Origin of the sequence: Paramagnetospirillum magnetotacticum MS-1 (genome assembly GCF_000829825.1) — a bacterium.
In the GTDB taxonomy this organism is placed as follows: Bacteria; Pseudomonadota; Alphaproteobacteria; order Rhodospirillales; family Magnetospirillaceae; genus Phaeospirillum; species Phaeospirillum magnetotacticum.
The window spans coordinates 267,065-292,519 of the sequence record NZ_JXSL01000027.1 but is presented as its reverse complement, the minus strand read 5'-3'; the positions used below and the strand labels follow the sequence as shown (position 1 = coordinate 292,519).

Here is a 25,455-nt window from a genome sequence, read left to right as displayed (position 1 = left end):
CCCTTTTCAAGCGCGATAGCAGACGGAGCGGGCGGCAGCCACCACATGCTCGATCTGCGGCAGGGCCAGCTTTTCCAGATTGGCGGCATAGGGCATGGGCACGTCAGCGCCACAGACCCGCACCACCGGCGCATCCAGCCAATCGAAGGCCTGCTCCATCATCACCGCGGCGATTTCCGAGCCGATACCGGCATAGGCCCAGCCCTCTTCCAGGCTGACGATGCGGTTGGTCTTTTGCACCGAAGCCACGATGGTGGCGGTGTCCAAGGGACGGATGGTGCGCAGATTGATCACCTCGGCCTCGATACCCTCGCCCTTGAGGATCTCGGCGGCGTCGAGAGCGATCTGAACCATGCGCGAATAGGCGGTGATGGTCACATGGGCACCGGCCCGCTCGATCTTGGCCTTGCCGATGGGCAGGACGAAATCGGGATCGTCGGGCACGTCGAAGCTTTGGCCGTAGAGCAGCTCGTTCTCAAGGAACACCACCGGATTGGGATCGCGGATGGAGGCCTTGAGCAGGCCCTTGGCGTCGGCGGCGCTCCACGGCGCCACCACCTTGAGGCCGGGGCAATGGGCGTACCAAGAGGCGTAATCCTGGCTGTGCTGGGCACCGACGCGGCTGGCAGCACCGTTGGGACCGCGGAACACGATGGGGCAGGTCAACTGGCCGCCCGACATGTAAAGGGTCTTGGCCGCCGAATTGATGACGTGGTCAATGGCCTGCATGGAGAAGTTCATGGTCATGAACTCGACGATGGGCTTGAGGCCCGCATATCCGGCACCGCAAGCCAGACCGGCAAAGCCCATCTCGGTGATGGGGGTGTCGATGACACGTTCGGCCCCAAATTCGTCCAAGAGACCCTGGCTGACCTTATAGGCGCCCTGGTACTGGGCCACTTCCTCGCCCATCAGGAAGACGGACGGATCGGCGCGCATTTCCTCGGCCATGGCGTCGCGTAGGGCTTCGCGGATGGTCTGACGCTTGTAGGAGGCGTAGACCTTTTCCTCGGGCGCCGGAGCGATGACCACCGGAGCGGCAACTGGGGCCGCGGCGACAGGGGCCGCCACGGGAGCGGCGGTGGCAGGAGCCGGAGCAGAAGCAGAAAGCGCCGAGGCGTCCTCGCCCTCTTCCAGGATCAGGGCGATGGGCGTATTGACCGCCACGCCCTCGGTGCCGCCTTGCACCAGAATCTTGCCCAGCACACCATCCTCGACGGCTTCCATTTCCATGGTGGCCTTGTCGGTCTCGATTTCAGCCAGGATGTCGCCGGACTTGACGGCATCGCCCTCGGCCTTCAGCCATTTGGCCAGCTTGCCCTCGGTCATGGTCGGCGACAGGGCGGGCATCAGAACTTGAATCGGCATTTTTATACCCCCCTCGCTTACGCTTCGATCAGCACGTCGGTCCACAGCTCGGACGGATCCGGCTCGGGACTGGACTGCGAGAATTCGGCCGCCTCGGTGACGATCACCTTGACCTCGCGATCGATCTCCTTGAGACCGGCCTCGTCGATCAGACCGTCGGCCAGCAGCTTTTCCTTCAGCTGGTCGATGGGATCGTGCTGCTCGCGCATCTTGGTCACCTCCTCCTTGCTCCGGTACTTGGCCGGGTCGGACATGGAGTGGCCGCGATAGCGGTAGGTGTTCATTTCCAGGATATAGGGACCCTGGCCGGAACGGGCGTGTTCCAGGGCGCGGGCGGCGGCTTCGCGCACGGCGATGACGCTCATGCCGTTGACCGGCTCGCCGGGAATGCCGTAGGCGGCGCCGCGCATGTACAGCTCCTGCCCGGCGGCGTGACGGATGGTCGAGGTGCCCATGGCGTATTTGTTGTTCTCGATGACGAAGACAACGGGCAGCTTCCACAGGGAGGCCATGTTGAAGGCCTCGTAGACCTGGCCCTGATTGACGGCGCCATCACCGCAATAGACATGGGCGACGCCATTATCCTTGGAATATTTGTGGGCGAAGCCCAGGCCGGTGCCCAGCGGCACCTGGGCGCCCACGATGCCGTGGCCGCCATAGAACCGCTTCTCACGACTGAACATATGCATGGAGCCGCCCTTGCCGCGGGAATAGCCGCCAGCGCGGCCCGTCAGCTCGGCCATGACCCCCTTGGGGTCCATGCCGCAGACCAGCATATGACCGTGATCGCGGTAGGAGGTGATGCAGGAATCCGCGGCGCCCGCCACGGCCTGCATTCCCACCACCACGGCTTCCTGGCCGATATAGAGGTGACAGAAGCCGTTGATCAGCCCCATTCCGTAGAGCTGCCCCGCCTTCTCCTCGAAGCGGCGAATGAGCAGCATCTCGCGGTAATAGCGGATGAGTTCCTGCGGGGTGGGCTCGGCAGCCCCCCGATCCTTCTTCTTGCTGGCCATGGTTCCTCCCGGAGCCTGAATCGTTTGACAGGGCAGATAGGTAAATGAACCTTCCCTATTTTGCAACGACATTTTTAGCTAAAAGCCGTTGTTTCATAACAAGATAACTAACGTTAACTGTATTGTGGTTAATTGCGAACCTTTTGTTGCGGCGCAACATTAGAGGGTGGCGTGCGCATCCCTGCGGCAAGCCTATGTCCGCTTCGCCAACAACACATGTGGGGAAGGACCTCCATGACTAAAAGGCTATGGGTTGAATCCCCTACCCGACGGCCCTTCCGAAGGCACGGCAATCGTGGTACTTACTGATGCGCTACAGGACCAGGGGAACCAATGGGCACCACGGAAAAACCGGCAGTCACCGCGCTTGCGGCGCGATGGGTGATGATCGCGGCGCTGTTGCTCAGCAACACCGCCTGCAACATGACGCCGAAATATGAACGCCCCAAGCAGAGCCTCCCCACCAGCTTTCGCAATCCGCTGCCCGAACCCTCGCCGGAAATGCCCAAGCCACTGTCGAACTGGTGGACGATCTTCGGGTCCGAGGAACTGAACGCCCTGGTGACCGAGGCTCTGGCCAACAACCACGACCTCAAGGCAGCCACCGCCCGCATCGTCCAGGCCGAGGCGCAGGCGGGATCGGCGGGCGCCGCCTTGCTGCCCACCATCACCGCTTCAGGCAAGCGCAGCATCGATTCTCCCCAGGGTGGACAGGGCGCCGACCCCAACCCGCCCACCAACCGCAGCCATCGCCTCAGCTCCGCCTATGTTTCGGCAAGCTGGGAAATCGATCTGTGGGGGAAGGTCCGGGCGTCGGAGGCCTCTTCCCTGGCCACCGCCTTCGCCAATCTCCACGACCGCGAGGCCATCGGTCTCACCCTGATTTCCGACGTGGTCCTCACCTATATCCAGTATCTGGAAGGCCTGGACCGCGAGGCCGTGGCGCGCAGCAACATCGCCAATATGAAGGCCATGTATAAGGCGGTGTCCGAGCGTGTCCGCCTGGGCGAAAGCTCGAACCTGGAACTGGCGCAACAGCGCAATGTCCTGGCCCAGACCGAAGCCACCATTCCGCCCATCATCCTGACCCGCGAACGCGCCTTCAACAAACTGGCCGTCCTGTTGGGCAAGCCGCCCCAGACCATGACGCTGAACGGCAAGACGCTGCGCGATCTTTTGGTGCCGGAAATGTCGGCGGGCCTGCCTTCCGACCTTCTGCTGCGCCGCCCCGATATCCGCAAGGCCGAGGCCAATCTGATCGCCGCCAATGCCAATATCGGCGTGGCGCGGGCCAAGCTGTTCCCGACGCTGTCCATTTCTGGCGATCGCGGTTGGGCCGCCCAGTATTTCGACAACATCACCAATCCCACCAGCATCTTCTTCACCCTGGCCGCCACCTTGGCCGCCACCATCTTCGATAACGGCAAGACCCGGTCCGATATCGACTACAGCGAATCCCGGCAAGCCGAATTGGTGGAAACCTACCAGCAGACCATCCTGACCAGCTTGCGCGATGTCGAGGATTCGCTGCTGGCGGTCCGGTTGCAGGGCGATCTGGAAGTGGCCCAGCAGGAAGTGCTGCAGGCCTCTTTGGACGCCTATGGTCTCAGCTCCGAAGCCTTCCGCCTGGGCATGGTCGATTACCTCAACGTCCTGGAGACCCAGCGCACCCGCTTCCAGGCCGAGGATGCCAAGGTCCAGGCCCGCTTCGGTCGTCTGGAGGCCGCCATCGGCCTCTACAAGGCCCTGGGCGGCGGCATGGAACTGGACGAAATCGCCGTTAATGCGCCGCCTCCCGCCCCGGCCACGCCATCTCCCGCCCAGGCTCCGGCCTCGGTCAAACCCAGCCCGGCCCCCGCTCCTGCCGCGGTTCCCGCTCCGGCCCCTGTGCCCGCTCCGGCTCCGGTCCAGGCCCCTGTGCCCGCTCCGGTCGAAGCGCCCGCCGCGACCGAAGCTCCGCCGCCGCCATCGGCTCCGAGGCCTCAGGTTGATGTGGCTCCTGCCCCGGCTCAGGCACCTGCCGCTCCTGCTCCCACTCCCGCTCCCGCTCCCGCTCCGGCTCGGACGCCGGCCCCGCCCAGCCCGGCTCCAGAGGCCGCACCGGCCCCCAGCCAGGAGCCCGTGACGTCACCCGCCGCCCGGGTGACGGAACCGGTGGACAAGCCGGTGCTGGTGCGGACCCAGCCCACCGCCCTGGACACCTTGCCGTCCATGGCGCCCGCCGATATTTACGAGACCGCCGCCTTCAACGATAACGCCAGCTAGGCATGGAGACGCTGCTCTCCTACTGGTCGGGTAAGGAACTGGTCACCAACGGGCTGGTGGTGCTCCACATGCTGGGAGCCCTGGCCACCGGGTTGGTGATCGGCTACGAGCGGTCGTATCACGGCCGGGCCGCGGGCTTACGCACCTATTCCCTGGTCTGCATGGCCTCCACGGCGCTGACCGTGGTCAACGGCTATCCCGGTATGTGGTACGGCGGCCTCACCGATACGCCCGGCGTCGCCGACCCCACCCGCGCCATCCAGGGCATCATGACCGGCATCGGTTTCCTGGGCGCCGGTGTGATCATGAAGGAAGGCTTCAGCATCCGCGGCTTGTCCACCGCCGCCTCCATCTGGGTGACGGCCGCCATCGGCGTTCTGATCGGTGTCGGATTCTATGCGGCCGCCATTGTTGGCGCTGTGTGCACCGTGGCCGTTATGACCACGGCGCGGCGCATCGAACATGCCCTGCCCCATCAGACGGCTCTGCATCTGACGCTCACCTATCTGCACAACCAGACGCCGCCAGCCAAGGACATCCACGCCATGCTGGCCCGCCATGGCTTCGTGGCCCGTGACTGGAGCTTTCAGTTGGCACAAGGCGGCAAGCTGTTCGAATACCAGATGTCGCTGGCGGCCGAGCGTGAACCGGCGCCCCTGGAACTGCTCGACACCTTGTCGCAGACCGAATCCCTGGCCGGGTTCAGCCTCACCCCCGCGCGATCCTAGCCCTAATCCGCCGCCTGAAGGCTGAAATTAAAGGTGGAGCCGCGCCCCAGCTCTGATTCCGCCCAGATACGCCCGCCATTGTGCTGCACCAGCTTGCGGCAGATGGCCAGGCCGATGCCGGTCCCGTCATAGGTATCGCGGGAATGCAGGCGCTGGAACAAGGTGAAGATGCGGTCCAGATAGGCCGGTTCCATGCCGATACCGTTATCGGCAACGCAAATCACCCAATTGGTCCCCTCGCGGCGGGCCGAAATGCGGATAAGCGTAACCGTGTCGCTGCGCCGGTACTTGATAGCGTTGCCAATAAGGTTCAGGAAGATGCGGGCCAGTTCGACGCGCCGGGCGAACACCACCGGCATGTGGCCGACCACTTCGACCACGGCACCGGACTCGTCAATGGCGGCGCCAAGATCGGCCAGGGCTTCGTCGAGAGGCAGACGGCTATCAACCCGCTCGGTCACGCCATCATCGTGCTGAAGTCTCGAATAATCCAGAAGATTGGCGATCATCTCCTGCATGCGCTTGGTTCCCTCGACGGCGAAGGAAATAAAGTCGTCGGCATCCTTGTCCAGCCGTCCGCGATAGCGCCGCCCCAGCAACTGCACATAACCCGACACATTGCGCAGAGGTTCCTGCAAGTCATGGCTGGCAATATAGGCGAATTGCTGCAAGTCCTCGTTCGAACGCCGAAGACTGTCCAGCAGGCTTTCCCGTTCCCGCTCCGCCTTCTTGCGCAGGGACACGTCCAGAACCACCGACAAGACCGCCGGCTGATCCTCCAGGCCGACCCGGATGGAAACCACCTCGGTCTCGATGACCTGGCCGTCGCAGGTGACATAGCGGACCGGGCCGCCAGCCTCCTGATCAGGCTTGGCAAGAACCGTCGCCACCCGCTCAGCCACGGATTGGCGGTCCTCGGGGAGGACGAAATCCATGACTTTGCGGCCAACCAGTGTTTCTCCGGCAGCCATCCTTACCGTCCGGGCCGCCTGGGTATTGGCGAACAAAATGATTCCCTCCCGATGGACCACGACTGCCACGGGCACGGTCTCCATCAGGGCGCGGTAACGTTGTTCGCTCTCGGCCACGAGACGGCTGGCCCGCTGCTGACGCCGGGCATAGAACGCCCAGCCGAAAGACGCCAGGACCGTCAACAGGAACAGCACAGCCCCCATGCCGCCCGTTACCCGCAATTGACCGTCATCGGCGGCCCAGCCGCCCTTGGGAATGGCCGCCATAATCCAAGTGCCGTCGGGCAGACTGACCTCCATCTCCACCGGTGAACGCCCGAAGATGGATTCGTCCCCCCTGATCATGTCACCCAACCGGCCCAAGCCATCATGCCCCCGTACGGCCAGTTCCATGGACATCATCCCGGCATCGAGCCCTGAGGCGGAAAACACCTTGGGAAGATCGATCACGACGCTGATCAGGCCGAAAAACCTGGACTCACCGCCGCCGTGATCGGGCATATAGACCGGAACCCGCCCGATTAGGGCCGTTCCGCCCTGGATCAGGTTCACGGGACCCGCCACCACCGGTTTGCGGCTGGAAATGGCCCGCTCCACACTCGGCCATTGATCTGGTTTGCTGTGGTAATCGACCCCCAACACAGCCCGGTTGGGCGCTTCGGGATAGACGGCGGAAATCACCGTGCCGCGCGACATGGTCAGGTTGCGGACGGAATCATAATCTTTGATCACCAGGGATGCGGCGCGCGCGAATTCCGCATCGGTCAAGCCGTCATGCAGGATGATCTGGGCCACCAAGCCCCGGCTGATGAGCAAGGGGGCGGTCAAATTGTATTCCAGATGGGCCCTCAGCACGGAAAGCCGGGACAGCAGTTCAGCCCTGGCAGCCTCGTGGCGGCGCTCCGCCTGTAGGGCATAAACCTTGAACAGGACCAGACCGGAACAGATCGTAATGAGAGAAGCGACCAGCAGAGGCAGCCAAGCCGACAGCTTTCCGCGCCTGCCTCCTATCCACAATGCTCCTGCCATACCACCCCTCACACGCATTTCCCCATACCTTAGGTTATAGCACAAACCTCAAGGCATGCATAAACGCAGCTGAGACGGGCATATTACAGAGGGAGATTGTTGTAAAAATGAACCAGTCCGGGGGCGACACGGCGTCGCTCGGTTTCGGTGCCCCCCACCGTCTGCATCAGTTTTCTGAGGAACATGCGATCACATTTGGGCATCTCGAAAAATGCCTTCATGGCGATGAGATCGCCGCCATATTTGGGCTGTTCCCGGATGACCCGCACGATGGCGTCGCGGAAGGCTCCCTCGCGGGCCTGATCGTGGCGGTCCTTGGGGTGAAACTCCTGCTGATAGAGCAAGGCCACCTCCCGCCAGGCTTCGATCAGGGATTCCGGCTCCCACCGGATGACCGAATGCAACAGCGGGATATCGGATTCGTCGGGCGAAGGAAAACCGCCAGCCTTGGCCCAGTCGTGAAAGACCGCCCAGGGGTCGTTGGCCTTGGCGTGCTTGGCACCCACCCCTTCGGACTTATAGGCGCCCCAGCGGGAGTCCCAGGTGTCGAGAATGGGATTGCCCTGGCCACCTTGCTGAATGATGCCGATCAATCGGTTGGGACCATTGGCATCCCAGGTCCGGCTTTCCGACAATTCCTTGATGCGCTTGGTGGCACGGATGTCGGGAAGCACGAATTTGCGCAGCAAGGTCTCATAGCAATTGGCAAAGCCGGGCGAGATGATGAAAGGCAGTGGAATATGCGGCCGCATGGCCGCGGCGGTGGCCGGATTGACCACCAGAACCTGAAGAGCGCGGCGGGTATAGCGGGCCAAGGTCTCATCGAACATCTGGCGGAAATTGTCGAAGGCGAAGGGTTCCTCCTCCTCCTCCTCGATCACCGCGGAGGGCGGCTCGGGGGCGGCGGGAACCGCAATGGCCGCCTTGGAACGGTTGACCAGATACTTCTTGGTGACATCGAACAAAAGCCAGCGATCCTTGTCGCGGGCATCGTCGGGACCGGGCGGAAGCAAGCCGTCGAAATGCTGATCGGCGGCGGCGCCCAATTCCTCGACGTCGATAGCGGCGATGGCGCGGTCGAGAATGGTATCGAATACCACGCCCAATTCGCGCTCATTGGCCCAGGACTGGGTATCCGGGTCGGACGCGGTCATCCGGCGCAGCATGAGAATCTGCGGAACCTTCAATCCCGAGGTAACCGCAAGCAGCTCCGCAACCTTGGATTCGAATTTTTCTCTACGCTTGGAATCGCTCATATCTCAAGGCCTCTACTCCTTTCTGGAGCGGAGCCTCCCCAATTACCGGAATTGAAGGCCGATGATGGCACCGCCTTGGACAATCGGCAAGGCTCTCCGGAGGAATTATCGCCGTGACAGGGTCCGAGACAGCAGGAAAAGCGCCGTCGCCACGGTAACGATGCTGGGCCCCGACGGCGTGTCCCAGATCCAGCTGCCTGCCAGGCCCAGCGCCACGGCGATCAATCCGGCCAAAGCCGCGAGCCCGGCCATCTGTTCCGGGGTACGCGACAGACGCCGCACCGCCGCCGCCGGAATGATCAGCATGGCGGTGACCAGCATGATGCCGACGACTTTCATGGCGCCCGCAACGCCCAAAGCCACCAGCAGCATCAGCAGCATCCGGACGCGGGCCACCTTGTGCCCCTCGACCACGGCCAGATCCTCGTCCACGGCAGCCGCCACCAGACTGCGCCACTGCCAGACCAGCATCGCCAGGACAAAGCATGCCCCACCCCACAGCCAGGCCAGGTCCGAGGCGCCGACCGCCAAGATGTCCCCGAACAGCCAGCCCATCAGATCGACCCTGACCCGATCCATCAGGGACAGCAGGACCAGACCCAAGGCCAGGGAGCCATGGGCCAGGATGCCCAGCAGGCTGTCGCCCCCGGTGGCCCGATCCACTTCGGCGCGGGCCAGGATAAGGGCGGCGATGACGCATAAGGCGGCCACGCCCACCAGCGGCGCCACGCCGAGCAGCAATCCCGCCACGATGCCCAACAGGGCGGAATGGGCCAGGGCATCGCCGAAATAGGCCATCCTGCGCCAGACGATGAAGCAGCCCAACGGCCCGGCAACCAGCGCCACCGCGGCACCGGCCATCAAGGCCCGAATCAGGAAATCATCCATGGCGGCACCCTGGTCCATGAACATGCCCCCCTCCCCCGGCGTCCAGGGGCAGAACGGAACCATCGGCGCCATGCCCGTGATCATGGGCATGGGTGTAGATAGCAAGGCTGGCGGCCACACGGGGACCGAACAGCGCAAGATATTCCGGGTGGCGGCTGACCGCTTCGGGATGACCGGCGCAGCAGACATGGCGATTGAGGCAGACCACATGATCGGTGGCGGCCATGACCACATGCAGGTCGTGCGACACCATCAGCACGCCCACTCCGGCCTCGCGCGCCTGACCGGTGATCAGATCGTAAAGCTCGGCCTGCCCCGCCACATCCACGCCGCCCACCGGCTCGTCGAGGACCAGCAGATCGGGCTTGCGCAGAAGGGCGCGGGCCAGCAAGACCCGTTGCATCTCGCCGCCCGACAGATCCACCACCTGGCGCGCCAGGACATGACCGGCTCCCACTGTGTCGAGCATGGCCTCCAACTGCCCTTTATCCGCCGTCTCGCGGATCGCCATGGCCAGAAAGCGCCGCACCGACAAAGGCAAAAGCCGCCCGATCTCGAGACGCTGAGGCACATAGCCGATCACCTTGGCCGACCGCTCCACCCGGCCGGAATCAGGCGTCAGCAGCCCCAAGGCCACCTTGAGCAGCGAGGACTTTCCCGCTCCGTTGGGTCCCACCACGGTGATGATCCGCCCGGCATCCACCGTCAGGTCCACATGATCAAGCACCAGGGTCCGGCCATGGCTCAACCGCACGTCATGAAGACTGAGCAGGCTCATGACGGCGTTCCCTTGGCCCTGCATTCGAGACACAGTCCCTCGATCTCGATGGTCTGGCGCGAGACGGAAAAGCCCATGCGCCCCGCCGCCCGGCCGATGGAGGCATCCACCTCCTTATCCTCCAGTTCCACGGCGATGCCGCATTGGGCGCAGAGCAGGAACTGCCCCTCATGAAGGTGACCGGGATGGGCACAGCCGACAAAGGCATTGAGCAAGGCGATGCGATGAACCAGTCCGTGGGCTTGCAGGAATTCGAGCGCCCGATAGACAGTGGGCGGCGCCGCCGACCAACCCTCCTTGCCCAGTTCCTCCAGAAGAGCATAGGCCCCGACCGGCCTGTGACTGCCCCATACCAGTTCGAGAACCCGGCGGCGGATATCGGTAAGACGAGCGCCACGCCGACGGCACTCCTCCTCCGCCGCCGCCATGGCGGCCCGGATACAGGCGCCGTGATCATGTTGGGGAACGGGAAAGCTCATTCTTGCCGCCGTTGATATGTTATATTATAACATTTCATCTTTTCCATCATGACACGGAGCGCCCCCATGCGGAAGACCCTCGCTGCCGCCCTCCTTCTGACAGGCCTTGCCGCCCCCGCCTTGGCCGAGGTTCCCAAGGTCCTGGTCAGCATCAAGCCGCTGCATTCCCTGGTGGCTGCCGTAATGGAGGGGATGGGCGAGCCCGGGCTGATCGTCTCGGGAACCGCATCTCCCCATGGTTATGCCATGAAGCCTTCCGATGCCCGCGCTGCCGAGAAGGCCAAACTGGTGGTCTGGGTCGGCCCCGCGCTGGAATCCTGGTTGGACCATACCATGGCCAAACGCCAGGACGGACTTGCCATGCTGTCGCTACCCGGCCTGATCCGCCTGGACACCCGCGAAGGCGGCGCCTGGGAGCCTGACCATCATGATCATGGAGGCCACCACGCCCATGGGCAAGGCGACGAAACCGACCCCCATGTGTGGCTTGATCCGCGCAATGCCGCAATCTTAGTCGTCGCGGTGAGCGAACGTCTGGGCGCGTTGGACCCGGACAATGCCCAGCGCTATGCCGCCAATGCGCAAACCATGAAGAGGCGGCTTGCCGAACTGGACGCGCATCTGGCGGCCCGGCTGGCCCCGGTTGCCAAGCGCCCTTATGTGGTATTTCACGACGCCCATCAGTATTTCGAGGCGCGATACGGTCTGAGCCCGGCTGGCGCCATTACCGTCGACCCCGAACGCCCGCCGGGGGCCAAGCGCATGGCCCAGTTGCGCGACCGCCTGAAAACCTCCGGCGCGGCTTGCGTCTTCGGCGAACCGGGCGCGCCAAAGGCCACCGCAACCATGCTGGCCGAGGCGTCCGGGGCAAGATTGGGACAGTTGGACCCCGAAGGCCTGCTTGTGGCTCCGGGCAAGGACTCCTATGTGCAACAGATGCAAGGACTGGCCAGCGCCCTTGCCGAGTGCCTTGCCGCCCGCTAAGGATGAGCCTCCTGTTTCAAGAGGTTTTGATCATGTCCGCCATCGACGCCGCCGCCGTTCTCGCCAAACTGAAATTTAACGCCGACGGACTGGTTCCCGCCATCGCCCAGCAGCACGATACCGGCGAAGTGTTGATGATGGCCTGGATGAACAAGGAATCCGTGGCCGAGACCTTGGAGACCGGACGGGTCTGCTATTTCTCGCGCTCGCGCGGCGGGCTTTGGCGCAAGGGCGAAAGCTCGGGCCAGCAACAGCGCCTCAAGGACTTCCTCATCGATTGCGACGGCGACACCATTCTGTTGAAGGTCGACCAGGACGGCGTCGCCTGCCACACCGGGCGCCGCACCTGCTTTTACACCGCCGCGCGACCCGAGGGTCTGACCGAAGTGGCCAAGGTCCTGGTCTCGCCCGAGGAGCTTTACAAGAAATGAGCCTTATCCCCGTCACCGTGCTGACCGGCTTTCTCGGCAGCGGCAAGACGACACTGCTCAACCATCTTCTGGCCCAGCCGGGACTGGCCGACACCGCCGTCCTGATCAACGAATTCGGCTCGGTGGGGCTGGATCATCTGCTGGTGCGCCAAGTGGCCGAGGATGTGGTCCTGCTGCAATCGGGCTGCCTGTGCTGCACGGTGCGCGGCGATCTGGTGGAAGGCATGCGCGACCTGTTCATCAAGCGGGTACGGGGCGAAATCCCCGAATTCAGCCGCATGATCATCGAGACCACCGGCCTGGCCGACCCCGCCCCCATCATCCACACCTTGATGAGCGATCAGTTGATCTCAAGCCGCTACAAGCTGGACGGCATCGTCGCCACGGTGGATGCGGTCAATGGAGAGCGCACCCTCAACGCCCAGGCCGAGGCGGTCAAGCAAGTGGCCGTGGCCGACCGGCTGATCCTGACCAAGGCCGACATCGCCGATCCGGTCATGGTGGAGGTTTTACGAGCCCGCCTGCGCCGCCTCAACCCCGCCGCGCCCATTATCGTCGCGGTACAGGGCAAGGTGGAGCCTGCGGAAATTCTTGATGCCGGCCTGTTCAATGCGGGCAGCAAAATTCCTGATGTGGCAGGCTGGCTGAATGAGGAAGCCTACCGCTCCCATCACGACCACCATCATCACCACCATGACGCCAACCGCCATGATGCCCATATCCAGGCCTTTGTATTCACCGCCACCGAGCCGGTATCGTGGATGGCGTTGGGGTTCGCTCTGGAATTGATGATTTCCTCCAAGGGCGAGAACCTGTTGCGTATCAAAGGCATCGTCAATGCCCGAGAATCCGTCGATCCGCTAGCCATTCACGGGGTGCAGCACGTCTTCCACCCCCCGGCGCCCCTGCCCGGCTGGCCCGACGACGACCACCGGACCCGCATCGTCTTCATCACCCGCGACCTGTCGCGCCAGGCGGTCGAGGATTTGCTGAAGGGCGTTTTGGCCTTGGAGGAGAATGGTGCTCCCTGAAATTTTTCAAGCTTGTGACCAAATCGATCCGGGACCAATGCCCCGAATATCGTTATTTCTCATAATGAAATCAGATAGATAGATCGCACCCATCCTTCATCCCGACAGAATTGCTCGGAATTACCGCATCGCACCTTAAAATCATTTGACGTAACAAAAGCTGCTTGTTAGTCTTATTCCAGATGTTGACCTCCCCCCCGAGGTCAGCCTCCCTCTCTAAGCAACTGCCACCGCCCCGACCAATAGGTTCGGGGCGGATTTTTTTGATTATATATTTGGTATGGGATACACTCGCAGATCCTATCAATGCACCAAACAAGATGCGATACATCATCGCCTTTTTGGCGATATGATAATGGCACAAACCTCCTTTAGGGAGATAGCCATGGGCCAGGGACTCGACTGCACATGCCTGCAAGGGCTGGATCTGGCGCTGAAATGGGCCGGTCGGCGCCCAGATCCCGACTTGGTCCGCAGCACCGCCTCCATCGTGCAAGACTGCCTCCATCGCGAGGATTGCCTCCAACGCCAGGAATGCGACGACCGCCTGTCCCTGGTCGAAGATTGGCTATTGGAAATAGCGAATGGGACAGCGGAAGGGCGAGCGGTTTAGAGTGAAGAACGCGGCCTAAGGCCAAGGGGCACATAAACCAAGCCATCGCCCGTCATCTTCACCGCTCGATGATCTGTTGTAATCACAATGTGAGGACTGTTGGCGCACAACGAATCCGCTTCGTTGGCATCGACAAACGCCCCACCCCACCAACGAAAACGGCCCCCGGATTGCTCCGGGAGCCGTCTGCGCTTTTTCCGCCGGCGGAAAAGACTTACTCCACCGCGTCCTTGCGGGCCTTGGCGTAGCCGACGCTTTCCAGAGACTCGCCGATCTCGTCCAAGATGGAGGGATCGTCGATGGTGGCGGGCATCTTGAAGTCCTGGTTGTCGGCGATCTTCTGCATGGTGCCGCGCAGGATCTTGCCCGAGCGGGTCTTGGGCAGACGGTTGACCACGGTGCAGGTCTTGAAGGCGGCCACGGGGCCGATCTTCTCGCGCACCAGCTTGACCACTTCGGCGATGACCTGATCGTGGGGCTTGGTCACACCCGCCTTGAGGCAGATGAAGCCCAGCGGCAGCTGGCCCTTCAGCTGGTCGGCGACGCCGATGACGGCGCATTCGGCCACGTCGGGATGGCTGGCCAGCACTTCTTCCATGCCGCCGGTGGACAGGCGGTGACCGGCCACATTGATGATGTCGTCGGTGCGCGACATGATGTAGGCGTAGCCGTCCTCATCGATCATGCCGGCATCGGCGGTCTTGTAGCAGCCGGGAAATTCCGAATAGTAGCTGTCGACACAGCGCTGATCGGCATTCCACAGGGTAAGCAGAGCACCGGGGGGCAGCGGCAGGCGCACCACCAGCGAACCGACCTTGCCAGCCTCGCAGGGCTGATGGCCTTCGTCGAGGACTTCCAGACCCCATCCGGGGACGGGCTTGGTGGGCGAGCCGGGCTTGATGGGGAATTCATGCAGGCCCAGGCAATTGGCGGCGATGGCCCAGCCGGTCTCGGTCTGCCACCAGTGATCGACCACCGGCACTTTGAGGTGGTTGACGGCCCAGTTGATGGTGTCGGGGTCCGAACGCTCGCCCGCCAGGAACAGGGCGCGGAAGCCGCTCAGGTCGTACTTCTTGAGCAGTTCGGCGTTGGGGTCTTCGCGCTTGATGGCGCGGAAGGCGGTGGGCGCGGTGAACAGCGCGGCCATCTTGTATTCGCTGATCATGCGCCAGAAGGCACCGGCATCGGGGGTGCCGACCGGCTTGCCCTCGTAGACCACGGTGGTGGAGCCGTTGAGCAGCGGGGCGTAGCAGATATAGGAGTGGCCGACCACCCAACCCACGTCGGAGGCGGCCCAGAAGACCTCGCCCGGCTTGATGTCGTAGACATACTTCATGGACCACATCAGGGCGACCATGTGGCCGCCATTGTCGCGGACCACGCCCTTGGGCTGGCCGGTGGTGCCCGAGGTGTAGAGGATGTAGAGCGGATCGGTGGCCAGGACCGGCACGCAATCGGCGGGCTTGGCCTTGGCGCAGACCTCGGTCCAGTCCAGATCGCCAGCCTTGTCCATCACGGCGGCCGACTGGGGGCGCTGATACATGATGGTGTTGCCGGGCTTGTGCTCGGAGATCTCGATAGCCTCGTCCAGCAGGGGCTTGTAGGCGATGACGCGCGAACCCTCGATGCCGCAGGAGGCCGAGAGGATCACCTTGGGCTTGGCATCGTTGATGCGGGTGGCCAGTTCGGTGGGGGCGAAGCCGCCGAACACCACCGAGTGAATGGCGCCCAGACGGGCGGTGGCCAGCATGCCGACCACCGCTTCGGGGATCATGGGCATGTAGAGCAGGACGCGGTCACCCTTGGTGACGCCGAGCGCGGCCATGGCACCGGCCAGGCGCGACACCTGATCCTTCAGCTCGTCGTAAGAGATCTTGCGCTTGGTATTGGTGACGGGGCTGTCATAGATGATGGCGGTCTGCGCGCCGCGACCCTGCTCCACATGGCGGTCGATGGCGTTGTAGCAGGTGTTGGTCTCGGCACCGACGAACCAGCGATAGAACGGCTTCTTGGAATCGTCCAGGACCTTGTCCCAGGTCTTGTACCAATGAATTTCCTTGGCCGCCTCACCCCAGAACCCCTCGGGGTCCTTCAGCGACTTCTCGTAAGCTTGCTGGTATGCGTTGGTCATGTCGGACAGGTCCTCTGCTTTGCCACTCTCCCGTGGGGGGCTTTTGCCCCTCCGTCTGAGGGGGAGAATGCCGTAACTCGGCAATTTTTGCAAAGGTGCATTGCAGAAACGCAAATGCAATTTTGCAGAATGGCTTTATTGTTGAAAAACAGAGCAATAGGCGGCGATGCTCACCCATTTGCAAACTTCGCAATTTCAGGGGTATTCAGGAAATCCGCTGAATTCTGTGAAGGCGGCGAAAAGCTTTTTCGCCAAAGCCACCATGAAAAAAGGGGCCGGTAAACCCGGCCCCTCCGATCGCCTTCCTCAGTGAGGCCCGGAGCCTATGCGGCTCAACTCGTCCTTGATCAGGAGTTTTTTGCGTTTCAGATCGTGGATTTGGGTGTTATCCGGCAGCGGGCGTCTGGTTTCCATTTCGATGGCGCTTTCCAGAGCGGCATGCTTGACTTTCAAGGACTCAGCACGGTCATGAAGGCTCATTACGGTCCTCCCTAGGGGATGAGTAACCTGGGAATCTTATTCCTCCTGTCACACAATTGTCAGCAGGAAATTGCCCTCATCACCCGCCTGGACTAAGGTTCTTACTCCATCTTCAAACCTGAACGAGGACCAACACCCTTGAACGCCCCCCCGCCCCGCCTGATCGTAGGAATTAGTGGAGCCTCGGGGGTGGTCTATGGCATCCGTGTCCTGGAGATGCTGGCCCGGCTGGGCGTTGAATCCCATCTGATCATGAGCCGCGCCGCCGAAGTGACCCTGTCCCACGAAAGCGAGATGAAAGTGGCCCAGGTCCGCGCCCTGGCCAGCCACTGGTATAAGGCCGAGGATATCGGCGGCGCACCGGCCTCGGGCTCGTTCCGCTCGCTGGGCATGATCGTGGCGCCGTGCTCTATCCGCAGCATGAGCGAGATCAGTACCGGGGTGACCACCTCGTTGCTGACCCGGGCCGCCGATGTGGCCTTGAAGGAACGCCGCCGCCTGGTCCTCATGGTGCGCGAGACGCCACTTCATACCGGCCATCTGCGCTCCATGCTGCAACTCTCGGAGATGGGCGCGGTGATCGCGCCCCCCGTCCCCGGCTTCTACGCCAGACCCGAAAGCCTGGACGACATGATCGAGCACACGGCCGGGCGCATGCTCGACCTGTTCGGCCTGGATTGCGGGACCATCCGAAGGTGGGGGGAGTAGGCCAAAGGCCACTCCCCGCCCCCCCCTACCCTACATCTCGCCGATATAGGTTCCCAGGCCGCGGGCCGTCTGAGCCAGGGTGCCGTAGGGGTCGATGGCCCGCGTAATGCCAGCCACGTCGGTGATCGGAACATCCACCACCTGACCATGCTGCCAGGCCACCATACGCCCCAGCTTGCCCTGGGCGATCAGATCGACGGCATAGACGCCGAAAGCCGAAGCGATGATGCGGTCGCGCATGGCGGGCATGCCGCCGCGCTGCACATGGCCCAGAACAGTGACCCGGGTTTCCGCCTCCACGGTTTCGGCCAGACGCGCCGCCAGATACTGGCCGATACCGCCATAGCGGGCCTGACCGCCGCTCTGCAGCGTGGTCACCGATTCGCCGGTTTCGGTCTTGCAGCCCTCGGCCACCACCATCAGGGCGTGATTGCGCCCCTCGGCCCTGACCTCGGAAATTTTCCGGGCAATGCCTTCCAGGGTATAGGGAATCTCGGGGATCAGCACCACGTCGGCGCCGCCAGCGATACCGGCGTTGATGGCGATGTGGCCCACATCGCGGCCCATGACCTCCAGGATCATCACGCGATGATGGCTGGCCGCCGTGGGGGCCAGCCGATCCATGGCCTCGCCCGCCACGTTGAGCGCCGTGGCGAAGCCGATGGCATAGTCGGTATGGGCCACATCGTTGTCGATGGTCTTGGGGATGCCGACCATGGGAATGCCGCCCTTGCGGCATAATTCATTGAGGATGCGCATGGAACCATCGCCGCCGATCACCACCAGCGCCTCGATGCCCAATTCCTTATAGCCGTCCACGAAGTCCTGGGAGCGGTCCTTCTTGCTGCCGTCGGGCATGGGATAGGCGAAAGGGTCGCCCTTGTTGATGGTCCCTAAGATGGTGCCGCCCAGGCGCAGCATGTCGTCGCCCACCGACTTCAGGTCGAATTCCACGTAGTTGAGTGGACGGTTCATGAGTCCAAGGCTGCCGTCCCGGATGCCGAACACTTTCCAGCCGTAATTGCGGATGGCGCGGTGAACCACGGCCCGCAAGGCCGCATTCAGTCCGGCACAATCGCCGCCGCTGGTCAGAATTCCGATACGCTTGGCCGTCATTCCCCACCCCTTTCCGTGATTGTCCTACCTTACCCATACCGTTTCCGGCGGAGTTCTGCTACCGTCTAGCCACGTAATCCTAGCCGCGTCCAGCCATGATCGATGACAATCTTGATGAAGTCCGCCGTCAACTGGCGGAATTGAAGACCGAGCACCGCGATTTGGATGACGTGATTTCACGCGTTTCCGACGAGGCGCCGTTCGATCAGCTGCGCCTTCAGCGCCTGAAAAAGCGCAAACTGCATCTCAAGGACGAGATTGCGCGGCTGGAAAACGCCCTGATCCCCGACATCATCGCCTGACAGCATTCCATGACACTGGTTCATCTCGGTCTCGGCACCAACCTGGGCGACCGGCCCGCCAATCTGCGCGCCGCCCTGGACGCCCTGGGCCGGGTCGGAGTGATCACCGCCCGCTCTCGGGTCTGGGAAACGGCCCCGCTTTATGTCACCGACCAGCCCGCCTTCCTCAACATGGCAGCCGCGTTGAAAACCCAGCTCGCCCCACTGGACCTGTTGTCCTGTCTCAAGACCATGGAAGACGATTTGGGCCGCGTCGCCTCGGTGCGCTATGGGCCGCGTCTCATCGACCTCGACATCCTTCTCTATGGTGATGTGGTGATGGAGAGCGAGATTCTCACCCTGCCCCATCCCCGGCTGCCCGAACGCCATTTCGCCCTGGCCCCCCTTGCCGAGATCGCCGGGGCCTGCCTTCATCCGCTGCTGGGCACCGACATCGCCGGCCTGCTGGCGCGCTTGCCCGAGGCTGATGATATCCGCCGCCTCGCCCCTTTGGACTCCATGGCCTTGTAGATGAGGGCCAGAACCACAACATCCTTAGGGCATAGAGCTATGGATTTGTGAGGTGGCCGATGGTGGGGCTCTTTCAGATCAGTGAGCCGACCCAGGATGCTGCCGACGTCCTGAGCTATGAAATTTGCGGCCGCGACCGCATCGTTGCTTTCGGCCAGGGTTGGCCGGAGAAGACCTACCAGAAGAGTGTTCTCAGCCGCTCTCTCTGGGACGTGGTGGACGATGCCAATATTTCCGATATCTACCGCGCCCTGGTGACCGAGATTCGGCGGACGGGCTTAGGGGTTTGCTTTGCCTTCCGGTGCGACGATCCTGGCACAAAACGGCTGATGTCCATGGTCATGATGCCCTTGGGCTGCGGCGGAATCCGGTTTTCCAGCCGCCTTATCGCCACGGAACCGCAGGAGGTCGGCGAATTCCACCAGCGGCATCTGCGCCTGCCGGTCAATGTGGATCTATGCCCCGAATGCGGGCGGATCAAGATCGGGGACCAATGGCAACCGGCAAGCGAGGCCCTGGACCGCCTGGGCATCTTTGCCGATGACATCCCCTTCCGCACCCATCAGGTTCGCTGCCCCCCGTGTTGCGGCACCAGTCATTGACACTTGCGCCCAGCGCTCGGTAAGCGCTATGACCCTGCTTTCCCAGCCTGAGGAAAGATCCAAGTGTTCGTGAGCCGCAGTCAAGCCGATATCCAGCCGGGCGAAGCGCCGGTCCGCCGCCTCTATCGCATTCTGGTGCGCGATCTGGTGCTCAAATGCTTGATCGGTATCCATGCCCATGAATTGCTGGCGCCGCAGCGGGTGCGTATCAACGTGGATATGAGCGTGCTGGAACAGGCAGGACCCTTGAGCGACGACATCGCCAATGTGGTGTCCTACGAGGATGTGATCGACGGCATCAAGACCATGCTGGCCGAGGGACACATCAATCTGGTGGAGACCCTGGCGGAGAAGATCGCCGACCTGTGCCTGATCGATGAGCGGGTGGAAACCGCGCGCATCCGGGTGGAAAAGCTCGACGTCTATGCCGAGGCCGCCTCGGTGGGAATCGAGATCGAGCGCGGACGGAAGTGACGGCCCGGACGGGCCGTCATTCCTCGAGCGACGAGATGGCTTACGCCTCGCCGAGGGCGGCGAGGTAGAGATCGAGGATCTGCTGTTCCTCTTCCCGCTCCTGGCGGTCGCGCTTTCTCAGCGCCACGATCTTGCGGATGATCTTGGTGTCGAATCCCTGGGACTTGCACTGGGAATAGACGTCCTTGATATCGGCCGAGAGGGCCTTCTTTTCCTCTTCCAACCGTTCGATACGGTCGATGAACTGGCGCAGCGCCTCGGCCGCGATGCCGCCGATCTGGCTGGTATTCTGTTCCTCGCTCATGAACGCGCTCCTCGGTCGAAATGGGTCCAGACCATAGCCAAGCAAGGGAGCTGGTTCAAGCGGGTGTTACACTCTGCTAGGATGGGGTCATGAAACACCGGTTGCTGCCCCTGCTGATCTGCCTGTTCCTCGCTGCTTGCGGCAATTGCGAGGTGAAGGGCAATAACGCCGGAACCAGGGGCGGCTGCTCCATCTTCAATACCGGATTCTAATAGGTTTCGGCGCGGTACAGCCCGTCATCGGCCAGAACGCCGCTCAGGGCATCGGCCAGGATCAAAGCCCAGCGTCGGCACCCGGCCTCGTCGGCCAACAAATCCTGGCGGATCTCGAACGAGACATTGGGCAGCCCGGCCACGCCCGCATGGGTGTCCAGCGTGTAATTGATCTCGCGCCCGGAATAGGGCTGGTTGTCGCCCACCACCAGATCGCCGCGCGCCCGCAGGCCCGCCAGCACCGGTTCCGCCATGCGCGGATCCCGGTTCCACAGCACGCCCACATGCCAGGGCCGCGGCATCTGCCCCTCGATGCAGGGCGTGAAGCTGTGAACGGCCACCACCGCCGGTACGCTTGCCTCGCGCCATAAATGGGCGATGCGGTCGCCGATCTCGGTGTGATAGGGCCAGAACCAGTCGCGGGCACGGGCATCGGCCTCTGCCTCATCGACGCCCTCGTTGCCCGGAACCCGGACGCCGCAACTGAGCGCGGGTATGGAAGACGGGTCGCCGGGCTGGCGGTTGCAGTCGATGACCAGTCGGCTGACGCCCGACAGAACGGCGGGACAACCCAGGATATCAGCCAGAATGACGGCCACCTGGGCGGCGCCGATATCCCAGGCCACATGGCTGGTCCGCTGGGCCTCGCCAACCCCCAGATCACCCAGGCTGGCGGGGATGGCCGCCGAGGCATGGTCGCAAACCACCAGGACGCGCGCGCCTGCCCGGCCCTCTACGGTATGGAAGGCGACGGGGGTTCCGAGGGGATCAGGGATGAAGGTCAGCATGGAAAGGAGTATAACTTCCAAAATTCGAAAGAAAACGTTTCACGAGCTGTTGACAGCCCCCGTTCCTTTCCGTATTTTCCCGGCCTCGCGCTTGCGAAACCAAGTGACGTCGTTTCGGCGACAATTACGCTTTAGGAAGTCGGACCATGAAGATTCGTAACTCGCTGAAGTCGGCCAAGCTGCGCGACAAGAATTGCCGCATCGTTCGCCGCAAGGGCCGGGTCTACGTCATCAACAAGACGAACCCCCGCTTCAAGGCCCGCCAGGGCTAAGGCCCGGCAGCCGGTCAGCGCCCTTAAATAAGGCACAAGATCGAAGCAAGCCGCGCTCCACAGAGAGCGCGGTTTTCTTTTTGTCATATGGCTGCGATCGCCGCGGCGGCCTCGTCGAAGGCAACTTCCAGCGCGGGATAGAGAGCGCTGACCGTGGCCAGATCGGAAGCCGCACAGGCGGCCTCGGCCTGGGCGCACAGCTTGGCGAAGCGGAAGGCCCCGGCGCTGTTGCCCGCCCCCTTGGCCGAATGGGCCGCTTCCCGCGCCGCCAGGGCGTCGGCGGCCTCTAAGGCAATGCCAAGATCCACCACCAGCGGACGGGTCGTGTCCACGAACAGGGCCAGAAGTTCGCGGACCTCGTTTCCGATATCGCCAAAGATCTGCCGCATGGGGGTAAGATCGAGGACCGGCGGCAAGGACGGGTCCGCCGCCACGGGACCAAGCAGAGGAACCCCGACCGCCGCCAGCGGGGGCGCCACCGCCTCCTCGCCCCCGGAACGCCGCCGCCGCAGCCCGACCGCCACCGGCAGAAGACGGCGGATGGTGGCGTCCAACTGAATCAGGTCGATGGGCTTGGCCAAAAAGGCGTTCATGCCGCAATCAAGGCAACGCCGCGCGGTCCCGGCCAAAGCATCGGCGGTCAGCGCCACGATGGGCAGCAGATGGCCGGTCTCCACCTCCCATTCACGGATGCGCTGGGTCAGTTCGTAGCCATCCATCTCGGGCATATGGCAATCGGTGAGCAACAGGCCGTAATCGCGGATCTGCATGCGCTCCCAGGCCTCGGCGCCGTTGCCCACAACCTCGATGGCGTAGCCCAGGCGCTCCATCAGGTGGCGGATGACCACCTTGTTGGTGGGATTGTCCTCGGCCACCAGGATCAGGGCGCCCGCCGCCGCCGCTTCTTCGGTGGTTGGAGGACGCCACCCCTCCTCCGCGCCGACGCCATCGGCGGACTCGGCTTCGGGCATGGCCCGCCCCACCGCAACGGCCACATTGCGCCATAGCTGGCGACGGCGGATGGGTTTGGGCAGGGCGGCGTATAGCCCGGCCGCCTTGATTTCGGACGCCACGGCGGCGAAGGCTTCCTTGGCGACCAGCAAGGCCACCTTCAATTCCAGATCGGGCCCGGCGGCGGTCATCAGGGCCCCGGCCACGCCCAGACGCATACGGAAATCCTGGCCATCATCAAGAAGCGCCACGTCATAGGTCCAACCGGCCAAGGCGGCGGCACGCACGGCAGCCACGGCGCCCTCGGCCCCCACCACCACAGCCACCTGGGCACCCAAATGGCCGAGATACTGGCGCAGGCATTCCGCCGCCACCGGCCCTTCCGCCAGGACCAGGACGGCGATGCCGGACAGGTCCGGGGTCTCCTCCGGCGCGACATCGGCCGGTTCCAGGGGCACCTGGAACCAGAAGGTCGAGCCCTGGCCCATATTGCTGCGCACCCCGATTTCGCCATCCATCATGGCCACCAGGCGGCGGCAGATGGACAGGCCCAGCCCGGTTCCGCCATAGCGCCGGGAAATGGTGACGTCGGCCTGCATGAAGGGCTCGAACAGGCGGGCCTGTTGTTCCGAATCCAGTCCGATCCCGGTGTCGGTGATGTTGAACTCCAGACGCAACGGACGCTCACGCGGGTCCAGGGCGCGGACCGAGATGCGCACATACCCCTTGTCGGTGAACTTGATGGCGTTACCGGCCAGATTGGTGATGATCTGGCGCAGGCGGATGGGATCGCCGATGACCATGTCGGTCAGGGCCGGATCGATGAAGGTGATCAGGCTGATGCCCTTTTCCTGGGCGCGGATGGTCAGAAGATCGGCCACCCCTTCCACCAGTTCCGACAGCGACAGTTCCACCAGTTCGAGTTGGAGCTTGTCGGCCTCGATCTTGGAGAAATCCAAGATGTCGTTGATGATGGTGAGCAGCGATGTGGCGGAATCGCGGATGACGCGGGCCATTTCCCGCTGCTCGGCGGGCAAAGGCATGTCTTCGAGCAGTTGGGCCATGGTCAAGACGCCGTTCATGGGCGTGCGGATCTCATGGCTCATTGTGGCCAGGAACAGGGATTTGGCCTGGCTGGCCTCTTCGGCCACCTTCTTGGCCTCGGCCAGGGCGGCCTCCTCCTCCTTGTGCCGCGTGATATCGGTGGAGGAGACGATCACCGCGGGCTCGCCGTCCATCTCGATTTCGGCGGCCGAGAGCATGGCCCAGAATTCATGGCCGTCGCTGGCCCGCATCCGGCACTCGAACCCGCCCACGAAGCCGCGTTTTTTCACCAGTTCGACCAGCCGCAGCCGGTTGGCCGGATCGGAATAGCAAGACGCCACGGTCATTCCCAGGGCGCGGGCCTTCGGCACCCGGTAAAGTTCGGACCAGCGGGGATTGACCAGCAAAATGGCGCTGTCCGACACCCGCGAAATGGCCAGAGCCAGGGGTGAGGTATCGAGGATGCGGCGCAGGCGCCGCTCGCTTTCGATCAGCGCCTCGCTGGATTCCTGCAGCTTGGCCATGGCGTCGCGGAACACTGCCAGTTCGGCGGCCATATCGGTGATCTCGTCATTGCCCTGGCCGGGAATGGGCGCCTGAAAGTCACCCTCGGCGATGGCGTGCATGGACGACGCCAGTCCGGCCAGACGCGCAACCACGCTGCGTCCCAGATACAGCCATATGAACAGCAGCGGCCCGAAGAAGGTCAGCATGGCCACCACCAGCATGGTGGTCCGCCCGCTCGACACCGCGGCCTCGGTGCGGCGCTCGTTCTCCGCCGCCTCGGCTTCCGCCGCCGAAACCAGCCGCCCCACCGAGGACGAGGTGCGGGCCACCAGATCGCGCCCCTCGTCATTGGCGGCGGCCAGCCGCGCAATGGTCAACATCTGCAAGGTACGGAGTTCGAAAACGTTTTCCGGCCCCGTCCCCAGCGCCAACACGCGCCGGGTCAGTTCGCGGGTCCTGGGCGGCCTGGACCCGGCGGCATCGACCAGTTCAGCCAGATAGCGCACCTGTTCCTCATAGGCGCTGCGCAGGTCGCCGACCTTCTCCAGATTGCCGGCCACCACCGCCTCGCGCAGGTAGTTCGACGCCAGCACCACGGTGGCCAGGGCGGGATCACCGATCAGCCCTCCCATGGCGCGGTGCACCTCCACGTCGAGATTACTGATGATCTCGGCCTGGGCGCGGCTGCGCTCGGCCAGTTGCAACCGCTTGTCCACTAAGATGTTACGATCCACCACATTGTCGGCAAAGGCGGCGATCATGGAACGCAGTTCCTCGACCCGCCCGGTATCGGCGATGGACCCGGCCAGATGGTCGACCAGAACAAGCAGGCGTTCGGTCTGCTGTTGCAGCGCCACGAAATTACTTTGCCTCTGGAACTGTGACTGGGAGCCGTCAAGAGCCGGAGCGGCGGCGGCCAGCCGGGCGGTGGCCTCGGACAGTTTCAGGGCGTTGGACAGGCTGGGCAGATTGGTCCGCGTCACGGCGGCCAGCAGACGTTCGATTTCCGAATAACTGAACCAAGTGAGCAGACTGGCGACCATGATCATGCCAGCCACGGTGCCGACCGCCACCACCAGCTTGGCACGGATGCCAAAACGCCAACGGCCGCCTGGGCCATCCTCCTGGCTGGTGATCCTGTCGTCGGCTGACACGCCCGGCACTGCCCCGCTCTCCCCTTTTTGGCCTCGGGCATAATGCCCCAGACAACACCACCA

Annotated in this window: 26 protein-coding genes; 13 read left to right on the top strand and 13 right to left on the bottom strand. The window is 63.3% G+C overall.

Features of this window, described 5'->3' with window-relative positions; genetic code table 11:
• Nucleotides 1-6: 6 nt before the first annotated feature.
• Together CCC_RS10025 and pdhA are read right to left on the bottom strand one after the other, a co-directional pair.
• Nucleotides 7-1,368: a pyruvate dehydrogenase complex E1 component subunit beta gene (locus CCC_RS10025; protein WP_041041118.1), complete on the bottom strand. Its 1,362-nt coding sequence runs from the start codon at nt 1,366-1,368 to the stop codon at nt 7-9.
• A 17-nt stretch (nt 1,369-1,385) separates the two neighbouring features.
• Nucleotides 1,386-2,384 carry a pyruvate dehydrogenase (acetyl-transferring) E1 component subunit alpha gene (gene pdhA / locus CCC_RS10020; RefSeq protein ID WP_009866809.1) on the bottom strand — a complete coding sequence of 333 codons (999 nt, stop codon included), beginning with the start codon at nt 2,382-2,384 and terminating at the stop codon, nt 1,386-1,388.
• Between the two features lie 333 nt (nt 2,385-2,717).
• Here pdhA and CCC_RS21185 point away from each other — a divergent pair, with 333 nt between their 5' ends.
• A complete protein-coding gene (locus tag CCC_RS21185; RefSeq protein WP_052473084.1) occupies nt 2,718-4,649 on the top strand; it encodes an efflux transporter outer membrane subunit in 1,932 nt (643 codons plus the stop codon).
• Between the two features lie 2 nt (nt 4,650-4,651).
• On the top strand, nt 4,652-5,377 hold the full coding sequence (locus tag CCC_RS10010) for an MgtC/SapB family protein (protein ID WP_009867730.1): 726 nt from the start codon (nt 4,652-4,654) through the stop codon (nt 5,375-5,377).
• Nucleotides 5,378-5,379: 2 nt separating this feature from the next.
• Here the strand turns inward: CCC_RS10010 and CCC_RS10005 are convergent, their stop codons facing one another.
• From CCC_RS10005 to CCC_RS09985, 5 genes are all read right to left on the bottom strand, one after another.
• Nucleotides 5,380-7,377: an ATP-binding protein gene (locus tag CCC_RS10005; RefSeq protein ID WP_052473082.1), complete on the bottom strand. Its 1,998-nt coding sequence runs from the start codon at nt 7,375-7,377 to the stop codon at nt 5,380-5,382.
• An 83-nt stretch (nt 7,378-7,460) separates the two neighbouring features.
• A complete protein-coding gene (locus CCC_RS10000; RefSeq protein ID WP_009867728.1) occupies nt 7,461-8,633 on the bottom strand; it encodes a hypothetical protein in 1,173 nt (390 codons plus the stop codon).
• Nucleotides 8,634-8,738: 105 nt separating this feature from the next.
• Nucleotides 8,739-9,521 (bottom strand): iron chelate uptake ABC transporter family permease subunit, encoded by a 783-nt coding sequence (locus tag CCC_RS09995; protein WP_041041419.1) that lies wholly within the window; start codon nt 9,519-9,521, stop codon nt 8,739-8,741.
• Entirely contained in the window at nt 9,514-10,299 is a 786-nt protein-coding gene (locus tag CCC_RS09990; RefSeq protein ID WP_009867726.1) for an ATP-binding cassette domain-containing protein, read from the bottom strand. Before CCC_RS09990 ends, CCC_RS09995 begins: the two co-directional genes overlap by 8 nt.
• Entirely contained in the window at nt 10,296-10,778 is a 483-nt protein-coding gene (locus CCC_RS09985; RefSeq protein ID WP_041041116.1) for a Fur family transcriptional regulator, read from the bottom strand. The genes CCC_RS09990 and CCC_RS09985 overlap by 4 nt, the downstream gene beginning before the upstream one ends.
• Nucleotides 10,779-10,844: 66 nt before the next feature.
• On the opposite strand from CCC_RS09985, the gene CCC_RS09980 reads away from it, so the two are divergent.
• The 4 genes from CCC_RS09980 (at nt 10,845) to CCC_RS22140 (ending at nt 13,837) form a co-directional block, all read left to right on the top strand.
• The gene (locus CCC_RS09980; RefSeq protein WP_009867724.1) at nt 10,845-11,762 is read left to right on the top strand and encodes a zinc ABC transporter substrate-binding protein; all 918 of its coding nucleotides are present in this window, start codon (nt 10,845-10,847) and stop codon (nt 11,760-11,762) included.
• A 32-nt stretch (nt 11,763-11,794) separates the two neighbouring features.
• On the top strand, nt 11,795-12,193 hold the full coding sequence (gene hisI, locus CCC_RS09975; RefSeq protein ID WP_009867723.1) for a phosphoribosyl-AMP cyclohydrolase: 399 nt from the start codon (nt 11,795-11,797) through the stop codon (nt 12,191-12,193).
• Nucleotides 12,190-13,224 carry a CobW family GTP-binding protein gene (locus CCC_RS09970; RefSeq protein WP_041041114.1) on the top strand — a complete coding sequence of 345 codons (1,035 nt, stop codon included), beginning with the start codon at nt 12,190-12,192 and terminating at the stop codon, nt 13,222-13,224. Before hisI ends, CCC_RS09970 begins: the two co-directional genes overlap by 4 nt.
• Nucleotides 13,225-13,609: 385 nt before the next feature.
• Nucleotides 13,610-13,837 carry a hypothetical protein gene (locus CCC_RS22140; protein ID WP_152619753.1) on the top strand — a complete coding sequence of 76 codons (228 nt, stop codon included), beginning with the start codon at nt 13,610-13,612 and terminating at the stop codon, nt 13,835-13,837.
• Between the two features lie 214 nt (nt 13,838-14,051).
• On the opposite strand, the gene CCC_RS09960 is transcribed toward CCC_RS22140, so the two are convergent.
• A complete protein-coding gene (locus tag CCC_RS09960; RefSeq protein ID WP_041041111.1) occupies nt 14,052-15,968 on the bottom strand; it encodes a propionyl-CoA synthetase in 1,917 nt (638 codons plus the stop codon).
• Nucleotides 15,969-16,274: 306 nt separating this feature from the next.
• Nucleotides 16,275-16,448: a YdcH family protein gene (locus tag CCC_RS21745; RefSeq protein WP_082036579.1), complete on the bottom strand. Its 174-nt coding sequence runs from the start codon at nt 16,446-16,448 to the stop codon at nt 16,275-16,277.
• A gap of 138 nt (nt 16,449-16,586) precedes the next feature.
• Here CCC_RS21745 and CCC_RS09955 point away from each other — a divergent pair, with 138 nt between their 5' ends.
• The gene (locus CCC_RS09955; protein ID WP_041041110.1) at nt 16,587-17,156 is read left to right on the top strand and encodes a UbiX family flavin prenyltransferase; all 570 of its coding nucleotides are present in this window, start codon (nt 16,587-16,589) and stop codon (nt 17,154-17,156) included.
• A 30-nt stretch (nt 17,157-17,186) separates the two neighbouring features.
• Here CCC_RS09955 and CCC_RS09950 read toward each other — a convergent pair whose 3' ends face one another.
• Nucleotides 17,187-18,272, bottom strand: a complete 1,086-nt coding sequence (locus tag CCC_RS09950; protein ID WP_041041108.1) for an ATP-dependent 6-phosphofructokinase — start codon at nt 18,270-18,272, stop codon at nt 17,187-17,189.
• 95 nt (nt 18,273-18,367) lie between these two features.
• Here CCC_RS09950 and CCC_RS09945 point away from each other — a divergent pair, with 95 nt between their 5' ends.
• From CCC_RS09945 to CCC_RS09930, 4 genes are all read left to right on the top strand, one after another.
• On the top strand, nt 18,368-18,574 hold the full coding sequence (locus CCC_RS09945) for a YdcH family protein (RefSeq protein WP_009866747.1): 207 nt from the start codon (nt 18,368-18,370) through the stop codon (nt 18,572-18,574).
• 9 nt (nt 18,575-18,583) lie between these two features.
• A complete protein-coding gene (gene folK, locus CCC_RS09940; RefSeq protein ID WP_009866748.1) occupies nt 18,584-19,084 on the top strand; it encodes a 2-amino-4-hydroxy-6-hydroxymethyldihydropteridine diphosphokinase in 501 nt (166 codons plus the stop codon).
• 59 nt (nt 19,085-19,143) lie between these two features.
• Nucleotides 19,144-19,686, top strand: coding sequence for a hypothetical protein (locus tag CCC_RS09935; protein ID WP_041041106.1), 543 nt, complete (start codon nt 19,144-19,146; stop codon nt 19,684-19,686).
• Nucleotides 19,687-19,755: 69 nt separating this feature from the next.
• A complete protein-coding gene (locus CCC_RS09930) occupies nt 19,756-20,160 on the top strand; it encodes a dihydroneopterin aldolase (RefSeq protein WP_236686354.1) in 405 nt (134 codons plus the stop codon).
• Between the two features lie 40 nt (nt 20,161-20,200).
• Here CCC_RS09930 and CCC_RS09925 read toward each other — a convergent pair whose 3' ends face one another.
• Nucleotides 20,201-20,464: a DUF2312 domain-containing protein gene (locus tag CCC_RS09925; protein WP_009868846.1), complete on the bottom strand. Its 264-nt coding sequence runs from the start codon at nt 20,462-20,464 to the stop codon at nt 20,201-20,203.
• A gap of 89 nt (nt 20,465-20,553) precedes the next feature.
• Between CCC_RS09925 and CCC_RS22945 the strand changes: the two genes are divergently transcribed.
• Nucleotides 20,554-20,676, top strand: coding sequence for a hypothetical protein (locus CCC_RS22945; RefSeq protein ID WP_269078877.1), 123 nt, complete (start codon nt 20,554-20,556; stop codon nt 20,674-20,676).
• On the opposite strand, the gene CCC_RS09920 is transcribed toward CCC_RS22945, so the two are convergent.
• A complete protein-coding gene (locus CCC_RS09920; protein ID WP_009868847.1) occupies nt 20,673-21,464 on the bottom strand; it encodes an N-formylglutamate amidohydrolase in 792 nt (263 codons plus the stop codon). The genes CCC_RS22945 and CCC_RS09920 overlap by 4 nt on opposite strands.
• 146 nt (nt 21,465-21,610) lie before the next feature.
• On the opposite strand from CCC_RS09920, the gene ykgO reads away from it, so the two are divergent.
• The gene (gene ykgO / locus CCC_RS09915) at nt 21,611-21,736 is read left to right on the top strand and encodes a type B 50S ribosomal protein L36 (RefSeq protein ID WP_008614494.1); all 126 of its coding nucleotides are present in this window, start codon (nt 21,611-21,613) and stop codon (nt 21,734-21,736) included.
• 83 nt (nt 21,737-21,819) lie between these two features.
• On the opposite strand, the gene CCC_RS09910 is transcribed toward ykgO, so the two are convergent.
• The gene (locus CCC_RS09910) at nt 21,820-25,401 is read right to left on the bottom strand and encodes an ATP-binding protein (protein ID WP_009868848.1); all 3,582 of its coding nucleotides are present in this window, start codon (nt 25,399-25,401) and stop codon (nt 21,820-21,822) included.
• Between the last annotated feature and the right edge of the window lie 54 nt (nt 25,402-25,455).

What these genes read in the sequence shown, in the direction of transcription:
- CCC_RS09925 (WP_009868846.1), bottom strand. Translation starts at nt 20,464, where the DNA reads ATGAGCGAGGAACAGAATACCAGCCAGATCGGCGGCATCGCGGCCGAG.
- pdhA (WP_009866809.1), bottom strand. Translation starts at nt 2,384, where the DNA reads ATGGCCAGCAAGAAGAAGGATCGGGGGGCTGCCGAGCCCACCCCGCAG.
- CCC_RS22140 (WP_152619753.1), top strand. Translation starts at nt 13,610, where the DNA reads ATGGGCCAGGGACTCGACTGCACATGCCTGCAAGGGCTGGATCTGGCG.
- CCC_RS21185 (WP_052473084.1), top strand. Translation starts at nt 2,718, where the DNA reads ATGGGCACCACGGAAAAACCGGCAGTCACCGCGCTTGCGGCGCGATGG.
- CCC_RS10010 (WP_009867730.1), top strand. Translation starts at nt 4,652, where the DNA reads ATGGAGACGCTGCTCTCCTACTGGTCGGGTAAGGAACTGGTCACCAAC.
- ykgO (WP_008614494.1), top strand. Translation starts at nt 21,611, where the DNA reads ATGAAGATTCGTAACTCGCTGAAGTCGGCCAAGCTGCGCGACAAGAAT.
- CCC_RS09950 (WP_041041108.1), bottom strand. Translation starts at nt 18,272, where the DNA reads ATGACGGCCAAGCGTATCGGAATTCTGACCAGCGGCGGCGATTGTGCC.
- CCC_RS21745 (WP_082036579.1), bottom strand. Translation starts at nt 16,448, where the DNA reads ATGAGCCTTCATGACCGTGCTGAGTCCTTGAAAGTCAAGCATGCCGCT.
- CCC_RS09945 (WP_009866747.1), top strand. Translation starts at nt 18,368, where the DNA reads ATGATCGATGACAATCTTGATGAAGTCCGCCGTCAACTGGCGGAATTG.
- CCC_RS09960 (WP_041041111.1), bottom strand. Translation starts at nt 15,968, where the DNA reads ATGACCAACGCATACCAGCAAGCTTACGAGAAGTCGCTGAAGGACCCC.
- hisI (WP_009867723.1), top strand. Translation starts at nt 11,795, where the DNA reads ATGTCCGCCATCGACGCCGCCGCCGTTCTCGCCAAACTGAAATTTAAC.
- folK (WP_009866748.1), top strand. Translation starts at nt 18,584, where the DNA reads ATGACACTGGTTCATCTCGGTCTCGGCACCAACCTGGGCGACCGGCCC.
- CCC_RS09985 (WP_041041116.1), bottom strand. Translation starts at nt 10,778, where the DNA reads ATGAGCTTTCCCGTTCCCCAACATGATCACGGCGCCTGTATCCGGGCC.
- CCC_RS09920 (WP_009868847.1), bottom strand. Translation starts at nt 21,464, where the DNA reads ATGCTGACCTTCATCCCTGATCCCCTCGGAACCCCCGTCGCCTTCCAT.
- CCC_RS10000 (WP_009867728.1), bottom strand. Translation starts at nt 8,633, where the DNA reads ATGAGCGATTCCAAGCGTAGAGAAAAATTCGAATCCAAGGTTGCGGAG.
- CCC_RS09995 (WP_041041419.1), bottom strand. Translation starts at nt 9,521, where the DNA reads ATGGATGATTTCCTGATTCGGGCCTTGATGGCCGGTGCCGCGGTGGCG.
- CCC_RS09935 (WP_041041106.1), top strand. Translation starts at nt 19,144, where the DNA reads ATGGTGGGGCTCTTTCAGATCAGTGAGCCGACCCAGGATGCTGCCGAC.
- CCC_RS09970 (WP_041041114.1), top strand. Translation starts at nt 12,190, where the DNA reads ATGAGCCTTATCCCCGTCACCGTGCTGACCGGCTTTCTCGGCAGCGGC.
- CCC_RS22945 (WP_269078877.1), top strand. Translation starts at nt 20,554, where the DNA reads ATGAAACACCGGTTGCTGCCCCTGCTGATCTGCCTGTTCCTCGCTGCT.
- CCC_RS09990 (WP_009867726.1), bottom strand. Translation starts at nt 10,299, where the DNA reads ATGAGCCTGCTCAGTCTTCATGACGTGCGGTTGAGCCATGGCCGGACC.
- CCC_RS09980 (WP_009867724.1), top strand. Translation starts at nt 10,845, where the DNA reads ATGCGGAAGACCCTCGCTGCCGCCCTCCTTCTGACAGGCCTTGCCGCC.
- CCC_RS10025 (WP_041041118.1), bottom strand. Translation starts at nt 1,368, where the DNA reads ATGCCGATTCAAGTTCTGATGCCCGCCCTGTCGCCGACCATGACCGAG.
- CCC_RS10005 (WP_052473082.1), bottom strand. Translation starts at nt 7,377, where the DNA reads ATGGCAGGAGCATTGTGGATAGGAGGCAGGCGCGGAAAGCTGTCGGCT.